The following is a 19123-nucleotide window of genomic DNA, read 5'->3' on the forward strand; positions in this document are numbered from 1 at the left end:
GACCCTAGTGCGACTGCCCCATGAGTGCCGCGATCCACGTCTGCCACTGGGGGAGCACCAGATCCGCGAGCAGCGTGTAACCCCCCGCCCCGGGGTGCGCCCCGTCGCCCCGTCGGACCTCGCTCATCCACCGCGGCTCCGCCGCCAGCAACTCGAACGTCTCCACATACGGCACCGAGGCCTCCCCGCAGACGGCGCGGAACAGCTCGCTGAGGGTCTCGATCCTTTGGTTCTGCTCCGGATCGTCCACCGGTGGCGGGCCGACGACCAGCAGCGGGAGCCGGGCCGCTGCAGCGCCGTCGACGACTGCCCGCAGGTTCGCGACGCTGCGCGCCGTGCGTACCCGCTGTGTGCCGTCCTCGACGGTCGTGTCGTTCACGCCGAACGACACGACCAACCGCTCGTCACAGCTCGGCGCCCGGCGCGCGGCCACCTCTGAGGGCCAGCGCCGGCAGACGTCCTCGCTCGTGTCCCGCCGGACACCCAGGTTGTAGGTGGTGAGCGGGACGCCCGCCTGGTGCGAGCGTGCCGCCAATCGGCCGACCCAGCCCCGATGGTCCGGGTCACCGACACCGGCGACGAACGAGTCCCCGACGAAGAACACGCGGCGGTCGGTGATCATCCCTCTACTCTGGCCCCGGACCGGGATCGGACCAACCCGGGAGGTGTGAGCCGGCCTACGTCGTGAGGTCCTTGTGGAAGATCTTGTAGTCGCAGGGGGTGGCGAGCAGGGGTGCCAGGTGGGGATAGGACTCCTCGATCTCCCCGGTGCCCACCACCTTGTAGCCGATGCGGCCGTACCACCCCGCCAGGAACTGCTTCGACGGATGCGTCCAGTCCTGGGGCACCAGCAGTTCGAGCTGCATGACGGAACAGTCGGCGTCCCGCCCGGCCTGCTCGGCGAACCGCACGAGCTCCCGGCCCACGCCGACGCCGCGGTGTGCGGGGTCGGCCGCGAGCATGCCGAACTCGTACACGTCGCTGTCGAGGCGCTGGACCCGGACGCACCCCAGGGTCTGTCCGCCCGAGCGCGCCACGACGATCTCTCCGGCACGGATGAGGCCGGCGAGCTCCTCGACCGTGGTGCGGGTGGTGCCGTCGATCCACAGCCCGTCCTCCGCGACCGCGTAGACCGCGTTGACCAGGTCGGTCAGCGTCGACACGGTGCCCGTGTCGTCGGCTGCGGCGGCGGGGAGCGCCTCGATCTCCAGCCCGGTTGTGGTCGGCCTCCGAACTCCGGTCATCCGCCTTCTTCTCCTTTTCGGCCCAGCGATACCCACATCGTGAATGCGACCAGGAAGTCCCCGCGTTCGGCGGCTCGATCCACCGAGTCGAAGAACGACTTCAGCAGAGGATCCGGAATGAAGTCAACCGCTTTCGCCTGCTGCGGGTCGAAGAACGGGAGGACGGTGGCCGCGTCGCTGGGCGAGGTGAAGCAGACGGTCACGGGAGAAGCCGTCACACCGCGCAAGCCGGCCTTCACCATGAGCGATCGTGCAATACGACCGGCGGTGGACCCGAGCAGGCTCGACGACCGGACGGACGGATCGTCGAGATGCGCGAAGCCGTCGTGCGTCAAGGACGGCCAGTCCGTGTCGATCACGCAGACCCGTCCGCCCGGGCGGGTCACCCGCACCAGTTCCGCGATCGCCGCCGCGGGATCAGCCAGGTGCTGGAGAACCCGCTCGGAGCGGACGCCGTCGAAGTGGTCGTCCGGGAAGTCGAGGGCGGTGACGTCGCCCACGACGTAGGTGACCGGGCCGCCGTCGTGCCGGGCGTGAGCCGCGGAGATGACGTCGGCCGAGTGGTCGAGGGCGACCACCGACCCTCGGGGACCCACCACCGAACCGAGGTGCCGCGCGACCTCGCCAAGCCCGCACCCCGCATCGAGCAGCCGTTCCCCCTCCGTCGCCGCGAACAGTTGAAAGGCGGTGGCGCGCATCCGTCTGATCTCGGGGTTGCTCGCCGTGCCGCTGAGGTACTCGATGACATGTCCCTTCAGCTCCTCGGAGCTGCGGTCGATGTCCGAAAAGGACGCGGGTAAAGATTCGCGTGCTGCTGCGCTCATCTCGGGCTTCCTCTGAACAGGTGCGGGTGAGCAGATCCTACGGTGCCGGAAACCGTTGTCCGAGAGAAATGAGGTGTATCGCCACCTTTTCGGCCGGATATTCCGGTAAGCCGTCGAGGACGACCCAGGTCATCGGGCTCTGTCCGGGCGGCGCGGCGGGTCATGCCGTCGGAAGGTCACAATCGACGGCATGACTGCGACCGGCCTGATCGGCGACGGCCTCGACACCCCCTTCCTTGCCGTCGACGTCGACGCCCTGGACCGCAACCTCACGAGGATGGCCGGCGTGGCGCAGACGCGGGGGCTCGCGCTGCGCCCGCACGTGAAGACGCACAAGTGCCCGGAGATCGCCCGCCGCCAGGTCGGCCACGGCGCCGCGGGCCTGACCGTCGCCACGGTGGGCGAGGCCGAGATCTTCGCCGCGTCCGGCTTCGCCGACCTGTTCATCGCCTATCCGATCTGGGCTGCGGGCGCGCGTGCTGCCCGGTTGAGGGCCGTGGCCGAACAGGCGTCGCTCCGGGTGGGCGTCGACTCCGCCGAGGCCGCGCAGGTCCTCGCCCGAGCCGTGGCGGGCACGGACGTGGAGGCCGTCGTCGAGATCGACAGCGGTCACCACCGGAGCGGGGTGCAGCCCGGCCGGGCCGCTGAGGTCGCCACCGCCGCGGCCCGCGCGGGGCTGCGGGTGTCGGGGGTGTTCACCTTCCCCGGCCACAGCTACGGCCCCGGTCGCCGGGAGCAGGCGGCCGCCGACGAGGCCGCAGCGCTGGCCGGGGCGGCCGCGACGCTGCGGAAGGCCGGTCTCGACGTGGAGGTCGTCAGCGGCGGTTCGACACCGTCGGCGGCCATCGCCGACGGTGTCGCGCTGACCGAGATCCGGCCCGGCGTGTACGTCTTCAACGACGCGCAGCAGGCCGAGCTGGGCAGCTGCAGCTGGTCCGACATCGCGCTCACGGCGGTCAGCACCGTGGTGAGCGGTGCCGGGCGCCGGGTCGTGCTCGACGCGGGCAGCAAGGTGCTGGGCGCCGACCAGCCGGCCTGGGCCACCGGCGGCGGCCGGCTCCCCGACCACCCCGGCGCCCGGATCGTCGCGCTCTCCGAACATCACGCCACCGTCGTCCTCCCCGAGGACGGTGGCGTGCTGCAGCGGGGCGATGTCGTGCGGGTGGCTCCCAACCACGTGTGTTCCGCCGTCAACCTGGCGGACGAGCTGGTCGTACTCGCTCAGGGCATCCCGGTCGACCGCTGGCCGGTGGCCGCCCGGAACGCCAACACCTGACCCGGCCCGCACGGCGCCGGCCAGGTGTCACGGCCGGTGCAGCGGTTCGCCGTCGGCGCATGGCGGGCACCGGTCCGGCTCCCAGATCTCGTTGGGCCGGGCCACGAGGACATCGAGGGGCAGGCCTGCGCCTGCGGCGATGGTGGCCGGGGTCGTTCCCAGCGCCAGTAGCGCGCCGAGCGCGACCACCTCCGCACCGGCGGCCGTGAGATCGGCGAGGGTGGCGCGCACGGCCGAGCCCGCGTTCACGACGTCGTCGACGACGGCGACACGTCTCCCCGGGAGCCGTGAGCGCAGGGCGGCGGGCAGCCGGTAGGTCGCCGAGTAGAGCCCGGTGCCCGTCGAGGTGCGTTCGGTGTAGCAGAAGGCGACGCCGAGCCGGGCGGCCACGAGCTGGGCGAGCAGGGCTCCGCCCACGAGCGGCCCGCACACGACGTCCACCGCGTGCGGCCGGATCCGGTCCGCGAGGCGCTCGGCGGGCGCGTTGATCGCGTCCGACCAGAACAGGCCGTCAAGCTCGAGCCAGACCTCGCCGTGGTGGCCGGACTCCAGGAGGAAGTGCCCCGTCCGCGCGGCCATGAGCCGCATGACGGCGTCGTTCTGGTCGTGGGGTGTGCTCATGAGGTCATATCCGTCGGACGGGCGATCATCGTGGCGATGCTGCTTCCGACCGAGAGGTGGAGCAAGTGCGTTTCTTCGAGGGGTTCACGACCCGGACCGTCGACGTCGGCGAGGCCGCACTGCACGTCCGGTACGGGGGTGCGGGATCGCCGGTCCTGCTCCTGCACGGGCACCCCCGCACGGGGGCGACGTGGCACCGGGTGGCAGCGCGGCTGCGTGAGGGTGGCCACACGGTCGTGGTGCCGGACCTGCGCGGCTACGGCCGGTCGTCCACGCCGGAGACCACGCATGACCACGCGCCGTACTCGAAGCGGGCGATGGCGCACGACATGGCCCGCCTCATGGCTCAGCTCGGCCACGAGACGTTCGCGGTGGCGGGCCACGACCGGGGCAGCTACGTGGCCCTGCGCCTGGCCCTGGACCACCCGGCGGTGGTCGACCGGCTCACGGTGCTGGACTGCATCCCGATCACCGAGCACCTCGCCCGGTGCGACGCGCGTTTCGCATCGGCGTGGTGGCACTGGTTCTTCTTCGCGCAGCCCGACAAGCCCGAGCGCGCGATCCTCGCCGACCCCGACGCCTGGTACGGCGGCGACCCGGCGAGCATGGGGCAGGAGGCGTACGCGGAGTTCCACCGCGCGATCCACGACCCGGCCACCGTGCGGGCGATGCTGGAGGACTACCGCGCCGGGCTGGGGATCGACCGTGCCCACGAGGAGGCCGACCGGGCGGCCGGACGCCGTGTGACCTGCCCGCTTCTCGTCCTGTGGTCGAGCCGCGACGACCTGGAGGACCTCCACGGCGACCCGCTGGCGGTGTGGCGCGAGTGGTCCACCGACCTACGCGGCGGCGGTCGGATCGACTCCGGACACCACATGGCCGAGGAGGCGCCGGACGAGCTCGCCGCCGCGATTCTCGCCTTCCTCCGAGCCTGAGGCTGTGCATCTGTGGCGTTTCGGACGCATGCGGGAGACCGGATGTCCGGGTACTTGCCTAGAGTCGGGATCATGGGTGGCGTTCGCGGACGGATCATAGGCCTTCTGGCTCGCCGGCGCTTGGGACGCAGACGGGCGGGCGGCGGGTCGCCCGACGCACTGCTGTCGATGCTCCCCGGCTCGGCGCTGGTGCCGCTCCAACGCATCGGGCTCGACCCGGTGGAGGCACTGGGAGCCCTGCGGGAGGACGAGCCGGTCAGCCAGCTCAAGCTGCCGTTCGGCCTGCGCGCCTGGCTGGTCACGGGCTACGAGGAGAGCAAAGCGGTGCTCGGGGCGGGGAGCGCCTTCAGCAACGACTTCACCAACCTCGTCGGCACGGTGGGCATCACGGCCGACCAGAACCCGGGCGGTCTCGGCTTCACCGACCCACCGGCGCACACCCGCCTCCGGCGGATGCTCACTCCCGAGTTCACCGGCCACCGGCTACGCAGACTCGGCCCGCGTATCGAGGCGATCGTGGCCGGTCAGCTCGACGAGATGGCCGGGATCGCGGAGTCGGACGGGGTCGTCGACATCCTGCAGTCCTTCGCGCTCCCCATCCCGTCGCTCACCATCTGCGAGCTCCTCGGCGTCCCCTACTCCGACCGCGCCGACTTCCAGCGGCTCAGCACCACGCGTTTCGACCTGCTCGGCGGGGTCACCGGCACGATCGGCGCCATCTCCGAGTCGATGGAGTACCTGCTCGGCATCGTGGAGAAGCAGCGGGTCGCTCCCGGCGACGGGCTGCTCGGCATGCTCGTGCGGGAGCACGGCGACGACATCAGCGACCACGAGCTGGCCGGGCTCGCCGACGGCCTGCTCACCGGCGGGCTCGAGACCACCGCGAGCATGCTCGCGCTGGGCACCATCGTGCTGCTGCAGCAGCAGGAGAGCCGCATCGCCGTCCGCGACGACGACAGCGCGATCGAGCCGTTCGTCGACGAGCTGCTGCGCTACCTCACCGTGGTGCAGGTCGCGTTCCCGAGATTCGCGAAGGAGGAGATCCAGATCGGTGGTCGCACCATCGCCAAGGGCGACATCGTGCTCTGCTCGCTGAGCGGGGCCAACCGCGACGGGCACGGGCTCGACCGGTTCGACCCCACCCGCGACGCTCGGCCGCACCTCGCCTTCGGCTACGGCCTCCACCGCTGCATCGGTGCCGAGCTCGCCCGCATGGAGCTGCGCGCGGCCTACCCGGCCCTCCTCCGCCGGTTCCCCGACATCACGCTCGCCAAGGACCCCGGCGACCTCTCCTTCCGCAAACTGTCGTTCGTCTTCGGGGTCGACGCGCTCCCCGTCACGCTCCACTGAGTCGGCCGGCGGATCACGCCAGGAGGGAGGCGTAGCGGGGGAGGTCGATGTTCCCGCCGCTCACGATCACGCCGACCCGCTGCCCGGACAGCTCGCCGGCGAGCCTGCGCACGGCGGCGAAGGCCAGACAGCCGGTGGGCTCCACCACGATCTTGAGCGTGGCGGCGAACACCCTCATCGCCGCCACCAGCTCGTCGTCGGAGGCGGTGAAGATGTCGTCCACATCCCGGCGGATGATCGCGAAGGGCAGCTCGCCGAGGTGCTGGGTCTGTGCGCCGTCGGCGATGGTGTCGGGTGTGGCGATGTGCACGAGCGACCCGGTGCGCAGCGACTGCAGCCCGTCGTCGCCCGCCTCCGGTTCCACGCCGTAGATCCGGCAGGACGGCGAGAGCGCGCGGGTGGCCAGTGCCGCACCCGAGAGCAGCCCACCGCCGCCGAGGCAGACGAACAGGGCGTCGAGCTCGCCCACCTCCTCGATCAGCTCCTTCGTGGCGGTGCCCTGCCCCGCGATCACGTCGGGGTGGTCGTAGGGCGGCACGAGCGTCATGCCGTGCTCGGCCGCGAGGGCGCGGCCGAGCTCCTCGCGGTCCTCGGTGTATCTGTCGTAGACGACGATCGACGCGCCGTACCCGCGTGTGGCGGCCACCTTGCTCGCCGGGGCGTCGTGCGGCATCACGATCGTGGCGGGCATCCCGAGGATGCGCGCGGAGAGCGCGACGGCCTGCGCGTGGTTCCCCGAGGAGTAGGTGATCACGCCCGCCCGCCGCTGTGCCTCGTCGAAGCGCGACAGGGCGTTGAACGCGCCGCGGAACTTGAACGCGCCCATCCGCTGGAAGTTCTCGCACTTGAAGAACACCGACGCGCCGACCTCGCCGTCCACCCGTCTCGATGTCAGCACGGGGGTGCGGTGGGCCTGGCCCCGGATCCGCTCGGCGGCGGCCTGCACGTCGGCGTAGGTGGGCGGTGTCGGCATCGTGCTCCCGTCTCGGTGTGTCCTTCGCATCGTGGTCGACGACACCGACACCGTCCTGCCCGGCCCGGGCTACGTGCCGGATCCGCGGTGCTCCGTGCGCACGAGGGACGCCAGCGCCGCCAAGGCCTCGGCCGCGATCGCCGGATGGTCACTGGGCCCGGGCGCCGGGCGCCGGGAACTGCCGTTCGCAGCCGTGACGACCTCGGGATGGACGCGGACGGGTGCGTCCACGAGCACCGCGATGTTCAGCGCGTCGCTCGGGCGCGCATCGACCGTCGAACCGTCCGCCAGCGCGAGGCGCGCGTAGAACACCCCGGCGGTGAGGCCGACGATCTCGACGGCTTCGATACGGCCGCCTGCGGCGGCCAGCAGGGCGACCGTCAGCTGGTACGTACTCGGTCGCGGCAACTCGGCTCCGTCGAGTGCGAGTGCGAGCGACGTGGCCTCGGCCGCCCCGACCCAGATCGGCAGCGTGTGACCGCCCTCGGCGTCGGACAGGACGACGATGTGCACGACATCGCCCTCCCTGTCCACGCGGCGCACGGCCGTGACCTGCATCGGAATCGGGTCGGCGGACTCGGTTTCCATGGCGGGCTCCTCCATCGTGGGGCGGACGGCGAGGTCGGGCATGCTGCGTCGCAGGCTCTCCCTCGCCTTGTACAGCCGGTTCTTCACGGCCGTCACCGAGACGCCGAGATGCTCCGCGGTCTCGGCGATGCTCAGTCCTTGCAGGTAGAACGCGGTGATCGCCGCGGCCTGCCCGACCGGCAGCGACACGACGACCTCGGTGAGCCGCCGGGCCAGCAGGCGGTTCTCGACAACGGTGTCCGGTCCCGGGCCGGCGTCCCGTGGTTCGGCGATCCACTGGCCGCCGAGCAGCACCTCGAGCGAGATCGGGCTCCGTGACTGCTGCCGGGCCAGGTTGCGTGCGGTGTTCAGGGCGATCCCGGCCAGCCAGGGCCCGAAGCTGGCGGGGCGGTTGAGCTTGTCCAGGCTCGTCATGGCGGCGAGGACCGCGTCCTGGACCACGTCCTCGGCCCCCGTGGGGTCGGCGAGCCAGCGGACGCACAGCGATTGGACGAGGTCGAGATGCCGGTCGACCAGTACGGCGAACGCGGACCGGTCGCCGTGGCGCGCGGCGTGTACCAGCGCTGCGTCATCGTCGGCTGTGCTCGCCCTCCACACGTCCTCATAGTGGTGGCCACCGCATCCGGGGTTAGCCACTCAACGACGAACGCCGGGCCCGCCTTCCGAAGGCGGACCCGGCGTTCGGCCGGTGTTCTGAGCTCAGTGACGCACGGACCTGCGGCTGTACATGCCGGTGACCAGGAAGACCCCGAGGGCCGCGACGACGACCTGGAGGATCAGCTCACCGATGTGGAACCCGCCTCCCGTGGCCAGGCCCAAGGCGCCGGCGATGAACGAGCCGATGAAGGCGGCGACGATACCGATGACGATCGTCAGCCAGATCGGGATCGGCTGCTTGCCCGGCACGACCAGGCGGCCCAATGCGCCGATGATGAGCCCCACGACGATGGCAGTGATGATGCCCGTGACGGTCACGGTTCCCTCCAGTTACGCCCCAGGGGTCGCTCTTGACGACCCGTTGTGGCTGAGTTCCCGGTCGGTCACGGGATCAAGCGTGATCGAGGCAACGTCGTCGATCTTTGGTCCGGGCGGTCCATCGCATACGACCGGATGCCGGAACGCCGCTGTCCCGCTGCCGCGGCTGCGCGTCACCCCACGGCGGCCCGAGCCGGCCCGGCGCCGCGGAGCACCCGCTCCTGGAGCTCGGGGGCCCCCAGCCGCTCCGGGCCGTCGAGCATGTTGATCACACGCAGCAGTGCCGTGGCGAGGACGGCGTCGTCCTCTGCCGCCTCCCGGTACCGCTCCAGGTACTCGCCCATCTCGAGCATCTCCGCGGTCCGCTCGCCCTCGACGTACGGGAACCGCAGGTCGCCGCCGACGACGATGTCCCACGGGTTGTCGAGCAGCGTTGCCGACGCGGTGAAGAAGCGGAGCCACAGTTCATCGCCGCCCTCATGGAGCAGGCGGCCCAGCAACTGCGCTTCCAGTGCGGCGACCGTCATGCCCTGCCCGTAGGAGGGGTTGAAGCTGCAGAGGGCGTCGGCGGTGACGAGATAGGCCTCCGGGAAGCGGTCGAGCTGCTCGTAACGACGACGGACACTCGCCGGATAACGCGACAGCACCGGCTCGCTCAGCGGGGGTGCCGAACGGATGATCTCGGCGATGTCGGGGGCGGCCAGGTGCTCGGCGAACTCGGCCATGCCCGCGTCATCCGTGGGCAGGACCGCATCGCCACCCCACGCGCTGATGTTGACCATGAAGCGCTCGCCCTCCTGTCCCAGCACGAGCCCACTGCGCAGTTGGCCCGGGTAGGGGGCGAACGTCGAGCCGAGACGGCCGCCGAGATGGTGGGGTTCACGGCGGTAGAGCCGGGAGAGGTAGGTGACGTCGATGCGTACCCGATCCTCCGGTGCTCTCGCGTACCCGAGCTCGTCGAGCCACACCGGGCTGCGCGTGCCACGGCCTGCGGCGTCCACCACCAGATCGGCGTCCAGCACGAATTCCACCGCGTCCGCGGAGCGGTTCCGCATGCGCACTCCGGTGATCCGGCGCCGATCAGGGGAACTCGTCAGGCCGGTCACCTCGCAGCGATCGACGATCGACACCCGGGGCAGGGCCGCGACCCGGGAGCCGACGGCGAACTCCAGCAGGGGACGGCTCACTCCCAGGGCGAACAGTCCCGACGGCCCGGGGCACAGCAGGCGACCGTCGGCGTACCAGTGGAAATCGGACCGCACATCGATGAGGGGCACGCCGGCCGCGAGCAGTTCGTCGCTCAGACCGGGGAAGAACTCGTCGAGCACCTCCCGGCCCCGGGCGAGCAGAGCGTGCGGATGGCGACCCTGCGGCACGCCGCGCCGCGGGCTCGGCTCGGTCGGAAGCTCGTCCCGGTCGAGCACCGTCACGCGCTCGAAACTCTCGCTGAGCGCCCGGGCCGCGAGCAGTCCTCCCATCGATGCGCCGATGACGACGGCGTGTCCGCGACGTGGCGAAATCGGATGCATCGGGCTCCTTCGGAAGAGTGCTCTGCATGGACCGCGGGATTGATTGACAGTGGGCGGGTGAATTTCGGTCGCTCGCCGTCGAGGTCATTCCCGGGCATACGCATAGTCGGAAGGGGTGCGTTCACAACTATACGGTCGGCCGGCGCAGTGACGCCTCTGCCGCGACCTTTCGGGGCCGACTGTACGAATTGTGAAGAACGTGAATCCGGGTCCGGACGGCGTCTCCGGTGCTCGCTCTCTGATTGTCGTCGACTGATCTACTCTCCCGCTTATGAGTGAAGTTGTCGGTCTGTCATCCGGACGTCTGAGTGGAAAGGTTGCACTGGTCACAGGTGCGAGTTCCGGTATCGGTGAAGCTGCGGCGAAGGCGCTCGCCACACAGGGCGCGCGCGTCGTGCTCGCGGCTCGACGCAAGGATGAGTTGGACCGTGTCGCCGCGGAGATCGCGACCGCGGGCGGTGAGGCGCTTGCCGTACGGACCGACGTGCTGTCCGACGAGGACATCGCGGTTGCCGTCCGCATCACCGAGGAGCATTTCGGTGGGCTGGACATCGCCTTCAACAACGCGGGAGCCGGCGGCGCGTTCGGGCCGGTCGCGGACCGCACGCCGGAGTCGTGGCGAGCGGACATCGAGGGCGTCCTCAACACCGTCTTCTACTCGATGCGCAACGAGATCCCGGCGCTGCTGCGCCGCGGTGGCGGCGTGATCATCAACAACGGGTCCGTGGTGGGCAACGTCGGCTCCGGCACCATGATCAGCTCGTACGTGGCGGCCAAGCACGGTGTGCACGGGCTGACGCGGGCCGCGGCACTGGAGCTCGCGCCGCAGAACGTGCGGGTCAATGCGATCGCGCTGGGCACGGTGCTCAGCCCGGGGGTCAAGGACATCATGGCGGCGACACCCCAGTTCGAGCAGGCGATGCGCGCCGTGCACCCCATCGGCCGGTTCGCCACCCCGGACGAATCGGCGTCCCTCGTGGCCTACCTCGCCGGAGACGACGCCGCCTTCATCACCGGCGCCGTCATGGTCATGGACGGAGGCTGGACCGCTCAGTGACCGTGGTGGTCCCTCGGCTGCGGTCTGGCTGCCGGCTCCCCACGTTCGGCCGCGACACGCGCGTGATCAGCGGAAACGCGGGTACCCCACCACCGATGAGACTGCTGGAGCGGGTGCTGAAGCCGACGGTGGACCGGTTGGTGGCGGAGCGCATCGAGGAGGAACGCCTCGATGCGCTCTACCGCTACCGCGTCCACAGCGACCCCGCCCGGCTACGGATCCACCCCACCGCGGTCGTCAACAACGCGATCTTCAACACCGGCGGTGGCCACATCACCGTCGGGGCGTACGTGTTCTTCGGCCACAACGTCTGTGTGCTGGCCGGCGTCCACGAGGTCGACAAGTTCGGCATCGAGCGGCAGCAGGCCATCCCCCGCAGCGGGTACGACATCGAGATCGCCGAAGGTGTCTGGCTGGCGACCAACGTGCTGGTCGCGGGGCCGGTGACGATCGGTGCGCACGCGGTCGTCGGTGGTGGATCGGTGGTGCTGAAGGACGTTCCACCGTATGCGGTGGTGGCGGGCAACCCGGCGAGGTTCATCCGGTCATTGGCCCCGCCCGGAGCCGAGTGACCGGTGCTGCGGGGAGGTACCGCCCTTCGCCGGTGTCAGCCGGCCAGAAAGGACCGTATCCGGCCGACCCAGTCGGCCTGCCGTTCGAAGTGCGCAGCATGCCCGGCGTCCGGCACCAGAGACAGTTCGCTGTGCGGCACTGCGGCATGCAGCCGATGAGCTACCTGCACGGGGAAGCCCAGATCGTGCGCACCGTGCAGGATCAACGTGGGACGACGGAGTTCGCGCAGCACCGTTTCCGGATCGGCGGGCCGGGGTGATCGCAACCTGCCCGCAAGCCATCCCGGATTCCATTCGCCGGAAAACCGAACCCGCCGCAGCACGGCCCGCCACGGGTCCAGCAACCCGAGGTCCCACAGGTTCATCGGCGCGGTGGCCATCGCCATGAGCCGGGTCTTCTCGGCCTGGTCGGTGGACTGATCCGCGAAGATCGCCGCGATCTCGGTGTCGACGGCCGCGACCCGTCGCAGATACTCGGCGTTCTGAGCGAGGTCGTCCTCGATATCCGGATAAGCCGTGGTCGATGCGAGTATCAGCCGGTCCACGAGATGCGGGTGACGTTCGGCAAGCATCATGGCGAGCTGTCCGCCGTAGGAGAAGCCGAGCACGTCCACCCGGTCGGCGCCGAGTTCGGGCACGAGCCGAGCAGCATCCTCGACACAGAGGTCGGGCTGGTACTCGTCGGCGGGGAGGTCCCGGCTGCTACGACCGCACCCGCGCAGATCGAACAGGACGACACGGCGTAGGTCGATCAGATCGTCGAGCGCCGGCAGCAGATAGGAGTGGTCCCATCCAGGGCCACCGTGGATCACCAGCAGGACGGGGGCGTCCGGATCGCCATGGCTGCGAACGAACAGCGACACGCCGTCCGCCGTGTGGAGGAGTCCCTCGTCGAGCACCGCGCACGGTATCGCTCCGGGTGCGCTGGCCCGCGGAAATTCGCTGCTGCCAGGCTGACGGGAGCCCTATCTTCCGGGAATGGTGTACCGCCCGACTCTGCCGCCGGATCGCGTGGAGGACCTGCGCCGCTGGCACGAGCATGCGTACCGCGACCTGGCCGCCGCAGGCGAACGGCGACTGGACTACCTCGGCCTGGATCTGGTGGTCCCGCCCGGAGTCTTCGCGCCGACACCGACGTCCGATCTGCTGGGGCGGGCTGTCGTCGCTGAAGTGCGTTCCGGGGAGCGCGTGCTCGACATGGGGACCGGCTCCGGCGTGAATGCACTACTTGCGGCGAGAGCCGGAGCCTCGGTCCTCGGCGTGGATGTGAACCCGGTGCCGGTCGAGGCAGCCGAGGCCAACGCCGTGCGGAACGGGGTTCGTGCGACCTTTCGGGTGAGTGATGTCTTCGCACAGGTGAATGGCTGCTTCGACCTGGTGGTCATCGACCGCCCTTCCGCTGGTTCGCCCCACGTGACATGGCGGAGGCGACGATGACGGACGAGGGATACGCGACGGCCGGCCGCTTCCTCGCCGGAGTGCGCGAACGACTCAACCCCGGTGGCCGGGTACTGATGTTCTTCGGGACCTCCGGCGATCAGGACCACGTCCTGGGCCTCGCCCTCCGTGCCGGCCTGCACGTCGAGACCGTGGCGTCACGGGAGCTGGAGCGCGACGGGGTGAGCGTCACGTACTCGACATTCCGTATGACGCCCTGCGGCAGCGTTGGGGTCCCATGATGCTGTTTTGCGGCCGGCGGATACCGCGTTATGTGTCCATGACGCGGCAGGGGTGTCGGGAATCGGCGGTCACTACGGGGCCGTCGTGCGCGGGGTCAGGCCGGGCGCCGGGCAGCGAGCAGGACCTGCGGGAGCAGCGACGGCGGCTGCACCGGCAGCCCCAGCTCGGCGACCATTTCGAGACCGGCGTCGACGAGCATGCCGACGAGCTCCTCGGGGCGGTACAGGTGGGTCGTCCAGGACACCGGCAGGCCGCCGTACCCCTCCGTGCGGGCGATGTCGCCGTCGCCGACATGCGTGCCGACCAGCGCGTGACCGCCGGGGACGAGCGCGTCGGCGAAGGTCCGCAGCACGCCGGGCAGCGCCTCGCGCGGGAGGTTGAACAGCGACCACCAGCCGAGCACGCCGCCCATCGAGGCAGGCGCGAGGTCGAGGTCGGTCGCCGAGGCGACGGAGAACTGCAGGTCGGGGTAGTCCCGTCGGGCGTGCTCGATCATCCGGGGCGACAGGTCGACGCCCGAGGCGTCCAGGCCCAGCCCGGTGAGGTGCGCGGTGACGATGCCGGGGCCGCAGCCGACGTCCAGGACGGGGCCGAGTCCGCGGACTGACTCGGCGAACGCGGCGAGCGCGGCGCGCAGCCACGGCTGCGCGTCCAGCCGCCCGGCTCCCATCTCGACGTAGGCGTCGGCCACCCGGTCGTAGGACTCGCGGACTGTCTCGAGGTCGGAGAGCTGAGGCACGAGGGCACCCTACGCACCCCGCGTGGCCGCCTCCTCGGGTTTGCCCCTGCCGGACGGCAGCTGAGACCGAACGACAACGCCCGGACGTCCGCGTGAGCGGGCGTCCGGGCGTGTGCGCTGGCGGAGGATGCGGGATTCGAACCCGCGAGGGCGTGAACCCAACACGCTTTCCAAGTCTGCACAGCACGGTTCAGCGCGGTCCGACCTTGCCCGCCCCCCGGGGTGACCCTCAATGTCGTTCGAGCCCGAACACTACTTCTTCTTATTTCCCTCGACCCGAGAAGCCTTGATTCATTCTCTCGTATGCATCCACTAGGTGACACAGGTCGTTCCATCTGCTGGTGACGGCTGGGGAACGGAATTCGACAAGCGCCATCTGGACTAACGCAGGCCGGCTCGAATTCGTGACCGAGCCCGTGGGCGTGGCCGATCTCGAGCGCACGAATGGGGAGCAGGCCCTATCCCGAATCGGTGGGCTGGCCCCCACCTGTCGGGGGGCTGCCCTCTGGCTTCGCGCCGGCGAGGTCGCCAGGGTTGGAGACGCAGCAACAGCGAGATGTCGGAGCGGCATCTCCACCACCCCTTACCCGAAGGTATCTCATGAAACTGAAGCGCATGGCCACCAGACTTGCCGCTGGATCACTGCTGGCCGGAAGCCTGGTCCTCGCAGGCACCACCGGAATCGCACTCGCCGACACCCCCTTGCCGGCACAGCAGCAGAATGCGGCGGTATCAGCACAGCAGCCGGGTGCGGTGCCGGCGGCGGCCTGCTTCACCCGGGACGGCTCCGCGCGTGACGGTCGGCGCGTCGGAACCAACCCCGTTCGGTTCGACTATCCCGACAGCCCGTACGTCGGTGCGCGCTACGACAGCTGCCAGGGGGTTGTCCGAATTAGCTTCGGCGGCTACGTGTCAGGCGTCACCCATTACAACGTGAGAGTGAATGGTCGCCAGGTCGAAACCCGTGCGGGGGAGGCCCTGCTCATGACTCGTCAGGTGGGTCCGGGTGGGCCGGTCTCCATCGATGCTCAGGCGTGCACGCGCGGTAGGATCATCACCCCTGTCCCCGGCTTCCCGCCGATCAGGGAGCGCTCCAGCTGCACCCGCTTCTCGCCGCTCGTCACTGTGCAGACCCGCTGACGGTGCAGGGCCGGAGCCGAAGGGCCACTGTGTGGGCGGGAGCAGCGTTCCGGCGCTTGCCTCCGCCCGTCACATGCGCAAACCATCTCCTGGTCCGGGACGGAGCCGGGCGAGAAACAGCCCTGACACTGAGTCCCGGACCTACGGGGTATGGGCCTTCATTGCATTCTGGACGGCATTGCCCAGGTTTGGGGCTCTGGGGTCCGGTACCCCTTCCTGAATATGGTTCATGACATAGCCGAACGCAAGTCCGGTGGCCGGATCGGCGAAGCCGAGCGACCCCCCGAAGCCGGGAAACCCGAAGGCCGTCGGGCTGTACCAGAATGCGTCGGGTGTGGGCAGGCCGAAACCGGTGCCGATCCGGACGGGTACGCGCAGAATGCGATCGATGCCCCTGGTCTACGCCTTTGGTGGTGGAGATTCGACGCGGCCGGAGGTCCTCGGGGAAGCGGAGCGGCGCGGTCGGATCACTCAGAACCCGGCCAAGCTGGCCAAGGCGCCCCGGCTTGCGGATCACGAGATCGAGCCGTACTCGATCGAAGATGTGCAGGCGCTCCTGCGCGCTGCCGAGAGCGAGCGCAATAGCGCTCGGTGGGCGATCGCTCTCGCTCTGGGATTGCGGCAGGGCGAGGTCCTCGGACTCCAGCGGTCCGATGTGGACCTCAGAACAGGCACGTTGTGGGTCCGCCGGGGGCGTCTCCGGCCCAGGTACGAGCACGGGTGCGGCGGCTCATGTGGCAAATCGCCCGGCTACTGCCCCACCCGCCGACAGGTCCGGGGGCGAGACAGACGAGACGAAGTCCCGTGCCGGGCGTCGGGCAGTGGGCCTACCGTCCGAGTTGGTCGAGCTGCTCAAGCGGCACCGGGCTGAGCAGGATGCGGAGAGGGCGACAGCAGCTCAGCTCTGGCGGGACGCCGGCTACGTCTTCGCCACCCCGACCGGCGAGCCGATCAACCCAAGCACCGACTACCACCAGTGGAAGCGGCTCCTTGCCCGCGCTGGGCTGCGTGACGGCCGGCTGCACGACGCCCGTCACACAGCCGCGACGGCTCTGCTGATCCTCGGCGTGCCGGAGCGGGCGGTCATGGGTCTCATGGGTTGGTCGACCACGGCGATGGCGGCTCGCTACCAGCACATCACCAGCACCGTCCGGGACGACGTGGCCGAGCGGGTGGGTGGCCTGATCTGGGGGCCGTCAGAGTCCGACTGAGACTGAAGGCGAACGCCCGGGCCCCGCGTGAGCGGGTGTCCCGGGCGTTCTCGCTGCTCAGAGAGCGGAGGATGCGGGATTCGAACCCGCGAGGGCGTGAACCCAACACGCTTTCCAAGCGTGCGCCATAGGCCACTAGGCGAATCCTCCGTGTCGGAGCATAGCCGGGTCGCTCGCGCCGCCGACGACCGCCTACACTCCTCCACGGACCCCGCGCGGCGTCCATCCTGTGAACTCCCCCAGGGCCGGAAGGCAGCAAGGGTCAACGGGCTCTGTCGGGTGCGCGGGGTCCCCTTACGTCTCCGGCCCGTGCGGCCTCTTACGTTCCCCCGCGGCCTGCTGTCGGTGCCGGTCGGTAGCCTCGCGCCCGTGGCGCTGGCTCTGTACCGCAAGTACCGCCCGGCGAAGTTCGCCGAGGTGGTCGGGCAGGAACACGTCACGGAGCCGTTGAGCACGGCGCTCGCGGCGGGCCGCATCAACCACGCCTACCTGTTCTCGGGCCCCCGTGGCTGCGGCAAGACGTCATCGGCGCGCATCCTGGCGCGGTCGCTCAACTGTGAGCTCGGTCCCACACCCGACCCGTGCGGGGTCTGCCCGTCCTGCATCTCGCTGGCGCCGGGCGGGCCGGGCAACATCGACGTCACCGAGCTCGACGCCGCGTCCCACGGTGGGGTGGACGACACCCGCGAGTTGCGCGACCGCGCCTTCTTCGCGCCCGCGGAGTCGCGCTACCGCGTGTTCATCGTCGACGAGGCCCACATGATCACGACGCAGGGTTTCAACGCCCTGCTCAAGATCGTGGAGGAGCCGCCGGAACACCTGGTGTTCGTGTTCGCCACCACCGAGCCGGACAAGGTGCTGCCCACCATCCGCTCGCGCACCCACCACTACCCGTTCCGCCTCATCCCGCCCGGAACGCTGCGCAAGCTGCTGGAGCGCATCTGCGCCGAGGAAGGCGCGGTCGTCGCGCCCCCGGTCTTCCCCCTCGTCATCCGCGCGGGAGGTGGTTCGGCGCGCGACTCGCTGTCGGTCCTCGACCAGCTGCTCGCCGGGGCCGGACCGGAGGGCGTCACCTACGAGCGGGCGGTGGCGCTGCTCGGGGTCACCGACGTCTCCCTGATCGACGACGTGGTCGACGCGCTCGCCGCGAGCGACCGCGCCGCGGTGTTCGAGGCCGTCGACCGGCTGGTGGAGGCCGGGCACGACCCCCGCCGCTTCGCGGCCGACCTGCTGCAACGCCTGCGCGACCTCACGCTGCTGCAGGCGGTGCCCGAGGCGGCCGAGCGCGGGCTCGTCGAGGGGGCCGAGGACGAGCTATCGCGGATGATCGAGCAGGCCGGCAAGCTCGGTCAGGCCACGCTCACCCGCTACGGCGAGATCGTGCACACCGGGCTCACCGAGATGCGGGGGGCCACGGCGCCGCGGCTGCTGCTGGAGCTGCTGTGTGCGCGGATGCTGCTGCCCGCCGCCACCGTGGCCGAGCCGGGGCTGCTGGAACGCCTCGAGCGCCTCGAGCGGCGCAATGCCATCGCGTCCGCCCCGCTGCCCCCCGGGGAGACGGTGGCCGATCGTGAGGAGCCGGCCGATGCGCGGCCGCGGTTCCAGCGCCGCAGCGAGCGGGCGGAGCAGCCGGCGGGCGCCGGTGCGCCGGTGGAGGCTCGGGACGGCCGGGCCGGGGCGGCGCCCGCCGAGTCCGAGCAGGCGGTCCCGCAGCGGGCCGCCACGGATCGTCCCGCCGTCGATCCGCGGGCTGCCGCCGACTCTGCCGCCGTGCCCACCGATCCCGGTCGCCAGGGTGGGGAACCGGTGGCAGCGGAACCCACCGGTGCTCCTCCCTCGGGCGCCGATCGTCCCGCCGTCGATGAGGCAGCCGGCGCCGGTCGCCGGGGCGGTGAACCCTCGACGAAACGCCAGCCCGGCGATCGTCCTGCCGTGGAGCCCGCCGCACCTGCCCGTCCCTCCGAAAGGGAGCCTGTCGCCCGTCCCGGCTCGGCGCGCCCCGTCCCCGAGCGGGCAACCACCGCTGCCTCCGACCGCCCGGTTCCGCCGTCGCCGGCCGACGCGGCCGCCCGGTACGACCGCGGTGGCCCCGCTCGCCAGGCCGAGCCCGCCGGCGTGGCTCCACTCGATGCGGCGGCGGTGCGGCGGGCGTGGCCGGAGGTGCTGGCCGCGGCCAAGGACCGCAAGAAACGCACGGCCGCGCTGCTGGTGAGCGCCACCGTGCGGGCCGTGGAGGGCGACACGCTGGTGCTGAGCATCGGCACCGCCCCGCTGGCCCGGTTGCTCTCGGAGCAGAGCAACACCGAGGTCATCGCCGAGTCGCTGCACGCGGTGCTGGGGGTCCGCTGGCGGGTGCGCTGCGAGCACGGCGACGCCGTGCCGTCCGCGCCCCCCGCGGCCGGTCCGCCC

20 protein-coding genes, 1 tRNA gene and 1 other RNA gene are annotated in these 19123 nt (G+C 70.8%); 11 read left to right on the plus strand and 11 right to left on the minus strand.

From position 1 onward, the window contains the following. Positions 1–4: 4 nt before the first annotated feature. Genes HF577_RS05595 through HF577_RS05605 form a run of 3 tightly spaced genes read right to left on the minus strand, consistent with a single transcriptional unit; the run spans position 5 to position 2068 of the window. Complete coding sequence (locus HF577_RS05595; RefSeq protein WP_169394644.1) at positions 5–622, minus strand: DUF459 domain-containing protein; 618 nt, start codon at positions 620–622, stop codon at positions 5–7. A 55-nt stretch (positions 623–677) separates the two neighbouring features. Then, positions 678–1244, minus strand: coding sequence for a GNAT family N-acetyltransferase (locus HF577_RS05600; protein WP_246265851.1), 567 nt, complete (start codon positions 1242–1244; stop codon positions 678–680). Continuing rightward, complete coding sequence (locus tag HF577_RS05605; RefSeq protein ID WP_169394645.1) at positions 1241–2068, minus strand: methyltransferase domain-containing protein; 828 nt, start codon at positions 2066–2068, stop codon at positions 1241–1243. Before HF577_RS05605 ends, HF577_RS05600 begins: the two co-directional genes overlap by 4 nt. A 190-nt stretch (positions 2069–2258) precedes the next feature. On the opposite strand from HF577_RS05605, the gene HF577_RS05610 reads away from it, so the two are divergent. Beyond that, on the plus strand, positions 2259–3344 hold the full coding sequence (locus HF577_RS05610; RefSeq protein WP_169394646.1) for an alanine racemase: 1086 nt from the start codon (positions 2259–2261) through the stop codon (positions 3342–3344). A 27-nt stretch (positions 3345–3371) separates the two neighbouring features. Here HF577_RS05610 and HF577_RS05615 read toward each other — a convergent pair whose 3' ends face one another. Further along, positions 3372–3965, minus strand: coding sequence for a phosphoribosyltransferase family protein (locus tag HF577_RS05615; protein WP_169394647.1), 594 nt, complete (start codon positions 3963–3965; stop codon positions 3372–3374). Positions 3966–4030: 65 nt separating this feature from the next. On the opposite strand from HF577_RS05615, the gene HF577_RS05620 reads away from it, so the two are divergent. Continuing rightward, entirely contained in the window at positions 4031–4900 is an 870-nt protein-coding gene (locus HF577_RS05620) for an alpha/beta fold hydrolase (protein WP_169394648.1), read from the plus strand. A 72-nt stretch (positions 4901–4972) separates the two neighbouring features. Continuing rightward, entirely contained in the window at positions 4973–6250 is a 1278-nt protein-coding gene (locus HF577_RS05625; protein ID WP_169394649.1) for a cytochrome P450, read from the plus strand. 13 nt (positions 6251–6263) lie between these two features. Here HF577_RS05625 and HF577_RS05630 read toward each other — a convergent pair whose 3' ends face one another. From HF577_RS05630 to HF577_RS05645, 4 genes are all read right to left on the minus strand, one after another. Continuing rightward, positions 6264–7223, minus strand: a complete 960-nt coding sequence (locus HF577_RS05630; RefSeq protein WP_169394650.1) for a threo-3-hydroxy-L-aspartate ammonia-lyase — start codon at positions 7221–7223, stop codon at positions 6264–6266. Positions 7224–7292: 69 nt separating this feature from the next. Then, the gene (locus tag HF577_RS05635) at positions 7293–8408 is read right to left on the minus strand and encodes a bifunctional nuclease domain-containing protein (protein WP_169394651.1); all 1116 of its coding nucleotides are present in this window, start codon (positions 8406–8408) and stop codon (positions 7293–7295) included. Between the two features lie 102 nt (positions 8409–8510). Next, positions 8511–8786: a GlsB/YeaQ/YmgE family stress response membrane protein gene (locus HF577_RS05640; protein WP_169394652.1), complete on the minus strand. Its 276-nt coding sequence runs from the start codon at positions 8784–8786 to the stop codon at positions 8511–8513. 173 nt (positions 8787–8959) lie between these two features. Further along, complete coding sequence (locus tag HF577_RS05645; protein ID WP_211173833.1) at positions 8960–10264, minus strand: FAD-dependent oxidoreductase; 1305 nt, start codon at positions 10262–10264, stop codon at positions 8960–8962. Between the two features lie 322 nt (positions 10265–10586). Here HF577_RS05645 and HF577_RS05650 point away from each other — a divergent pair, with 322 nt between their 5' ends. Continuing rightward, positions 10587–11372, plus strand: a complete 786-nt coding sequence (locus HF577_RS05650; RefSeq protein ID WP_169394654.1) for an SDR family NAD(P)-dependent oxidoreductase — start codon at positions 10587–10589, stop codon at positions 11370–11372. A gap of 95 nt (positions 11373–11467) precedes the next feature. Next, a complete protein-coding gene (locus tag HF577_RS05655; protein ID WP_169394655.1) occupies positions 11468–11944 on the plus strand; it encodes an acyltransferase in 477 nt (158 codons plus the stop codon). Between the two features lie 35 nt (positions 11945–11979). Here HF577_RS05655 and HF577_RS05660 read toward each other — a convergent pair whose 3' ends face one another. Further along, entirely contained in the window at positions 11980–12843 is an 864-nt protein-coding gene (locus HF577_RS05660; protein WP_169394656.1) for an alpha/beta fold hydrolase, read from the minus strand. Positions 12844–12922: 79 nt separating this feature from the next. Between HF577_RS05660 and HF577_RS05665 the strand changes: the two genes are divergently transcribed. Together HF577_RS05665 and HF577_RS37935 are read left to right on the plus strand one after the other, a co-directional pair. Beyond that, positions 12923–13381, plus strand: a complete 459-nt coding sequence (locus tag HF577_RS05665; RefSeq protein WP_246265852.1) for a 50S ribosomal protein L11 methyltransferase — start codon at positions 12923–12925, stop codon at positions 13379–13381. Then, positions 13378–13623, plus strand: coding sequence for a class I SAM-dependent methyltransferase (locus HF577_RS37935; RefSeq protein WP_246265854.1), 246 nt, complete (start codon positions 13378–13380; stop codon positions 13621–13623). The genes HF577_RS05665 and HF577_RS37935 overlap by 4 nt, the downstream gene beginning before the upstream one ends. Before the next feature lie 95 nt (positions 13624–13718). Here HF577_RS37935 and HF577_RS05670 read toward each other — a convergent pair whose 3' ends face one another. After that, a complete protein-coding gene (locus HF577_RS05670; RefSeq protein WP_312858961.1) occupies positions 13719–14363 on the minus strand; it encodes a class I SAM-dependent methyltransferase in 645 nt (214 codons plus the stop codon). Positions 14364–14963: 600 nt separating this feature from the next. On the opposite strand from HF577_RS05670, the gene HF577_RS05675 reads away from it, so the two are divergent. Next, positions 14964–15503, plus strand: a complete 540-nt coding sequence (locus HF577_RS05675) for a hypothetical protein (protein ID WP_169394657.1) — start codon at positions 14964–14966, stop codon at positions 15501–15503. A gap of 839 nt (positions 15504–16342) precedes the next feature. After that, positions 16343–16714, plus strand: a complete 372-nt coding sequence (locus HF577_RS37940; protein WP_246265856.1) for a tyrosine-type recombinase/integrase — start codon at positions 16343–16345, stop codon at positions 16712–16714. Between the two features lie 65 nt (positions 16715–16779). On the opposite strand, the gene HF577_RS05685 is transcribed toward HF577_RS37940, so the two are convergent. Further along, positions 16780–16864: transfer RNA gene (locus tag HF577_RS05685), tRNA-Ser, on the minus strand. 53 nt (positions 16865–16917) lie between these two features. Here HF577_RS05685 and ffs point away from each other — a divergent pair. Then, an RNA gene (gene ffs / locus HF577_RS05690) (signal recognition particle sRNA small type) lies at positions 16918–17012 on the plus strand. A 71-nt stretch (positions 17013–17083) separates the two neighbouring features. Continuing rightward, a partial coding sequence (locus HF577_RS05695; RefSeq protein WP_169394658.1) for a DNA polymerase III subunit gamma and tau occupies positions 17084–19123 on the plus strand: 2040 nt, incomplete at its 3' end.

The sequence above is a fragment of the Pseudonocardia xinjiangensis genome (genome assembly GCF_012911925.1).
Taxonomy (GTDB): Bacteria; Actinomycetota; Actinomycetes; order Mycobacteriales; family Pseudonocardiaceae; genus Pseudonocardia; species Pseudonocardia xinjiangensis.

Bases quoted from the DNA above. Each gene is read 5' to 3' on its own strand.
- HF577_RS05600 (WP_246265851.1), bottom strand. From the start codon at position 1,244: ATGACCGGAGTTCGGAGGCCGACCACAACCGGGCTGGAGATCGAGGCG.
- HF577_RS05595 (WP_169394644.1), bottom strand. From the start codon at position 622: ATGATCACCGACCGCCGCGTGTTCTTCGTCGGGGACTCGTTCGTCGCC.
- HF577_RS05675 (WP_169394657.1), top strand. From the start codon at position 14,964: ATGAAACTGAAGCGCATGGCCACCAGACTTGCCGCTGGATCACTGCTG.
- HF577_RS05605 (WP_169394645.1), bottom strand. From the start codon at position 2,068: ATGAGCGCAGCAGCACGCGAATCTTTACCCGCGTCCTTTTCGGACATC.
- HF577_RS37935 (WP_246265854.1), top strand. From the start codon at position 13,378: ATGACGGACGAGGGATACGCGACGGCCGGCCGCTTCCTCGCCGGAGTG.
- HF577_RS05615 (WP_169394647.1), bottom strand. From the start codon at position 3,965: ATGAGCACACCCCACGACCAGAACGACGCCGTCATGCGGCTCATGGCC.
- HF577_RS05645 (WP_211173833.1), bottom strand. From the start codon at position 10,264: ATGGGAGGACTGCTCGCGGCCCGGGCGCTCAGCGAGAGTTTCGAGCGC.
- HF577_RS05610 (WP_169394646.1), top strand. From the start codon at position 2,259: ATGACTGCGACCGGCCTGATCGGCGACGGCCTCGACACCCCCTTCCTT.
- HF577_RS05630 (WP_169394650.1), bottom strand. From the start codon at position 7,223: ATGCCGACACCGCCCACCTACGCCGACGTGCAGGCCGCCGCCGAGCGG.
- HF577_RS05655 (WP_169394655.1), top strand. From the start codon at position 11,468: ATGAGACTGCTGGAGCGGGTGCTGAAGCCGACGGTGGACCGGTTGGTG.
- HF577_RS05625 (WP_169394649.1), top strand. From the start codon at position 4,973: ATGGGTGGCGTTCGCGGACGGATCATAGGCCTTCTGGCTCGCCGGCGC.
- HF577_RS05665 (WP_246265852.1), top strand. From the start codon at position 12,923: ATGGTGTACCGCCCGACTCTGCCGCCGGATCGCGTGGAGGACCTGCGC.
- HF577_RS05650 (WP_169394654.1), top strand. From the start codon at position 10,587: ATGAGTGAAGTTGTCGGTCTGTCATCCGGACGTCTGAGTGGAAAGGTT.